Genomic DNA, 3,768 nt, shown 5'->3' on the forward strand with positions numbered 1-3,768 from the left:
AGTTATATCTAGTTGTACATTTATGCAGTCAGTTAATATCATAATTGTGTAATCTAAAAAGAACTAATGATTAATATAGAGGTCTAATGACTCCAACTATCATGCGTCAATTTTGGTCTATCGTTGAAGCCACCCACACAGTAACACTCTTACAGCTTGATGATGCTAGTTTGGTGCAGTGGTTGGTTAAACAAATAACTAATCAAGCTTTTTTAGATCCTCATGAAATTGATTTTTTGTGTGATTACATCCAATCTCGGCTGAGTCTGATTCGTGATTTAGCTTATGAACGCCAACAGTCATAGTCAAGTGGCTGTGCTGTTTATTTAAGTTTCGATGGTAAATAACCTTCTACTAAGCAATCATTACCGACAATCCGCCAACTTACCCGCTCCAACGGTAATGCCTCAGTCATACTAGTTAAACCCAAGTCTCCCACAGGTGTAGGAGCATGATCTCCACCAATAATTTTGGGGGCGATAAATGCCATGATTTTTTGAACAGCGCCTTGAGCGATCGCACTAGCTGCTAAAATACCCCCACATTCCCATAGCACGCTACAAAAACCGCGCTCATATAAATAACCCATGACTATTTCTGGAGTGAGAGAGCTAAATTCCACCACCTCCACGCCTTTTGACCGCAGCATTTTTTGAAAAGCTTGTGAACTGCCAACTTCCGTTACAACCAAAGTTGGAGCTTCCTGAGTATCCCATAGGCAAGCCTGTTCTGGTAAATTCAGACTACGACTCATCACAACTCGTAGAGGATTATGAGCAGCAACTTGATGGCTAGTCAAGTAAGGATTATCTTTTCTCACTGTATTCCCACCAACAATCACCGCGTCACAAGCCCCTCGCAATTGATACACCTCAGTGCGAGCATCTTGATTTGTTACCCAAGAACTATGACCAGCAGTAGTGGCAATTTTACCATCTAAAGTCATAGCATATTTCAAAATACCTAAAGGTCGTTGATAGAGAATGCGATGAATAAAACCTTCATTTAAACGCCGACAAGCCGCTTCCTCTACTCCAACTACAACTTCAATCCCCGCAGCCCTTAGCCGTGCAATCCCGCTACCTGCTACCAAGGGATTAGGATCAACCATCCCTACCACCACCTTAGACACACCAGCATTGATTAATCCTTCTGAACAGGGAGGAGTCCGTCCATAGTGATTACAAGGCTCAAGACTCACATAAATAGTGCTTGAGTGCGCCCTTTCTCCTGCCGCTCTGAGGGCAAAAACCTCGGCGTGTGGTTCACCAGCACGAGGATGAAACCCTTCCCCCACAATCTCCCCATTTTGGACAACCACTGCCCCCACCAAGGGATTTGGTGAAGTGTATCCCAACGCAATGCGAGCTAATTCTACGCACCGTAACATCATCCGCGAATCAAAGTCATTACCTACTAATTCCGGGACTACAGGCTGTGCAAATTGATGGTTTTCAGATAAGGGTGTAGATGCTGGAGAGACTCCTGGAAAATTATCCATTTGACTTAAGAATTACGAATTAATTTCATCTGCTGCCACCAGCGATTAAGAGGATAATAAACCACAGGCGCCCACAAACTACTAAGAATTGCCGAAGCTAAGGTTGCACGCTGGTAATATGTCCAAATACTGGCGGCATGACGATTTCCCTCCCAAGATAACTGGAAAGCAAAAATAGTGTCTGCCACCACAGCCATCACAAATACAATTAAAGCAATAGAAATAAAGTCTTCTTGAATAAACCGCTGTTTTTGCATTAGGGCTGTTAACATTCCCACGATTCCCAAACCCAAAGCATGAGTGGGATTTGGTGATGTCATTGCATCTTGCAATAGTCCTAAAATGATTCCTGACAGCATACCAGAAAATACTGAGCGATTAACACTCCAAGCCACTACCCAAATCAGTAGCCAGTTAGGACCAATGCCTAATAATTCCATTCCAGGAAGACGAGTTGGCAACATTATTAAGCATAACATTACAGTTAAAAATATTACCATCCAATCCATAAATTGATGCCACCAAGGATGCCAAAGCGCTAATGGGGGAATCAAAAAATAGGATTTTCCTCTAGTTGAAGTTGATTTTTTATCTCTGTTACTGGTAAATCCAGGTATCTTCATCTTTTTATGATTAGTGATTGGTTATTATATAGCAGGGAACAGGGAACAGAGTGGAAAGTCCTTTGGTGTATGGTTTTTTAGGTAAATTCTGTATCTTATTCAAGTGCATACCGCTATGTCATCGCTTAATTTTAATCTTTCTCAACCTAATCTGACTACAGATTAATTTCTCAAAAGCTGGAAAAATATACTTATAAAATTAGTTACTTTTTTATATATCAGTAGCTTTTGCCGAATAATTAGCGACAATTTTGCCAAAAGATACAAACAAATGTCCAAATTTTTGCCAAGATAGAGATATTATTTTGTAAAAATTCACTTGGCAAAAATCAGTGTCAACCACCCATCACTTCCCTTCGGGTAGGTGAGGGCTTGTAAAAGCCTAGTTGACCAGACTCAGTTCTTAACCGAACTACGTTAGAGGTAAGAGTTAAAGACCTACCAGGGAATGCGTAGCTAGTTCCCTGCTCTAGAACTTCAAAGTTAAACAGGCTTAAGGGTTAAACCAGTGCTTTTAAGATAGTTACCGACCTCTAACATTGTCGAAGCTAACATTACCCCAGAAATGGGAGGCTCTTCGGAGCAAAATATTCTGTCCAAAGTATTTGTTTTAGACACTGAAAAAAGACCACTCTTTCCTAATCAATCCAGTAAATCAATTCACAAAGACAGTTACGAATCGAATATGGAAAATCAAAGATTTGTTAATTGCTCAACTGTCCCCTTCATTGTTTGTGCTGGCGCACAAAATTACTCAAGGGACGTTTCACAATTAACCCTCCATTCCTCCCATCACCAAACTGAGTACAGTTTTGGTGGGGGTCTCCTGGAGGTTTAGATGAGTGAAAAAACCATAGAAAGCCCTGGCAAAAGTTTTCTCGTTCTAATTTTGCCGATATCGTTTTTGATTATTTTCTTGGTCAATACCTGGAAAGTTTTACTGGTAATTTTGGGGCTGTTAATGGTTTTCAACCTTTGGCAGCAATCTAGATGGGAAAAGTGGTGCAACCAAGTTAACCCACTCTTTTATGAATTGATTGAGGAAAATCATGGCAAAATTACACCCATGGACTTGGCAATCAAGGGTAATTTTTCGGGACAGGCTGCAAAACGCTATTTAGATAGCAAAGCTAAGGAATTTGGTGCTAGTGTACTAGATTCAGAAAATGAGGAGGATCAATCGTACTACTTTATTAATGCCAGTATTCTTGGTGATATTCTTGATAGTAGTGAATTGGTAGAAAAACTCCCCGATCAACCAGTTACTAAAATTGCCCGTTCGTTTTTAGCTCCACCTCCATCTATTTCCCTGGAGGGGGAAGCGCAATCTGAATCCTTATCTGTTCCTACCCATGAGGAAGTGAGAAAACCACTAGAAGAACAGTTAGTTTTTGGTTCGCTGATTCAATCTGAATTAGCTAAACGGCTAAATGTCTATTCCAGTACGGTTTACAAGCGACGCAATGACCCAGATTTTGCTGAGTGGTGTCGTAGCCGTGATCCTGATGGTATTGCTTGGTCTTATTCTCGTAGGTCTAAGGAGTTTTTCCCAATTCAGGAATAGGCAACAGGAAAAAGAATTTTTTTTAGCTTGGAGGGTGCTTGAAAATTCATGGTTGCTGGATTTTTACCCCACCCTAACCC

Annotated in this window: 4 protein-coding genes; 2 read left to right on the forward strand and 2 right to left on the reverse strand. The window is 40.9% G+C overall.

The window, feature by feature from the left end; translation table 11 throughout:
• Positions 1–86 precede the first annotated feature (86 nt).
• Complete coding sequence (locus IQ228_RS23025; protein WP_027403567.1) at positions 87–305, forward strand: hypothetical protein; 219 nt, start codon at positions 87–89, stop codon at positions 303–305.
• 17 nt (positions 306–322) lie between these two features.
• On the opposite strand, the gene ribD is transcribed toward IQ228_RS23025, so the two are convergent.
• Positions 323–1,501 carry a bifunctional diaminohydroxyphosphoribosylaminopyrimidine deaminase/5-amino-6-(5-phosphoribosylamino)uracil reductase RibD gene (gene ribD / locus IQ228_RS23030; protein WP_027403566.1) on the reverse strand — a complete coding sequence of 393 codons (1,179 nt, stop codon included), beginning with the start codon at positions 1,499–1,501 and terminating at the stop codon, positions 323–325.
• 5 nt (positions 1,502–1,506) lie between these two features.
• Positions 1,507–2,124: a rod shape-determining protein MreD gene (gene mreD, locus IQ228_RS23035; RefSeq protein ID WP_193964557.1), complete on the reverse strand. Its 618-nt coding sequence runs from the start codon at positions 2,122–2,124 to the stop codon at positions 1,507–1,509.
• 838 nt (positions 2,125–2,962) lie between these two features.
• On the opposite strand from mreD, the gene IQ228_RS23040 reads away from it, so the two are divergent.
• Complete coding sequence (locus tag IQ228_RS23040) at positions 2,963–3,688, forward strand: hypothetical protein (RefSeq protein ID WP_193964558.1); 726 nt, start codon at positions 2,963–2,965, stop codon at positions 3,686–3,688.
• The last annotated feature ends 80 nt before the right edge of the window (positions 3,689–3,768 follow it).

Origin of the sequence: Dolichospermum sp. LEGE 00246, from assembly GCF_015207865.1 — a bacterium.
Taxonomy (GTDB): domain Bacteria; phylum Cyanobacteriota; class Cyanobacteriia; order Cyanobacteriales; family Nostocaceae; genus Dolichospermum; species Dolichospermum heterosporum.

Coding starts and splice junctions, on each gene's coding strand:
- ribD (WP_027403566.1), bottom strand. CDS start 1,501: ATGGATAATTTTCCAGGAGTCTCTCCAGCATCTACACCCTTATCTGAA.
- IQ228_RS23040 (WP_193964558.1), top strand. CDS start 2,963: ATGAGTGAAAAAACCATAGAAAGCCCTGGCAAAAGTTTTCTCGTTCTA.
- mreD (WP_193964557.1), bottom strand. CDS start 2,124: ATGAAGATACCTGGATTTACCAGTAACAGAGATAAAAAATCAACTTCA.
- IQ228_RS23025 (WP_027403567.1), top strand. CDS start 87: ATGACTCCAACTATCATGCGTCAATTTTGGTCTATCGTTGAAGCCACC.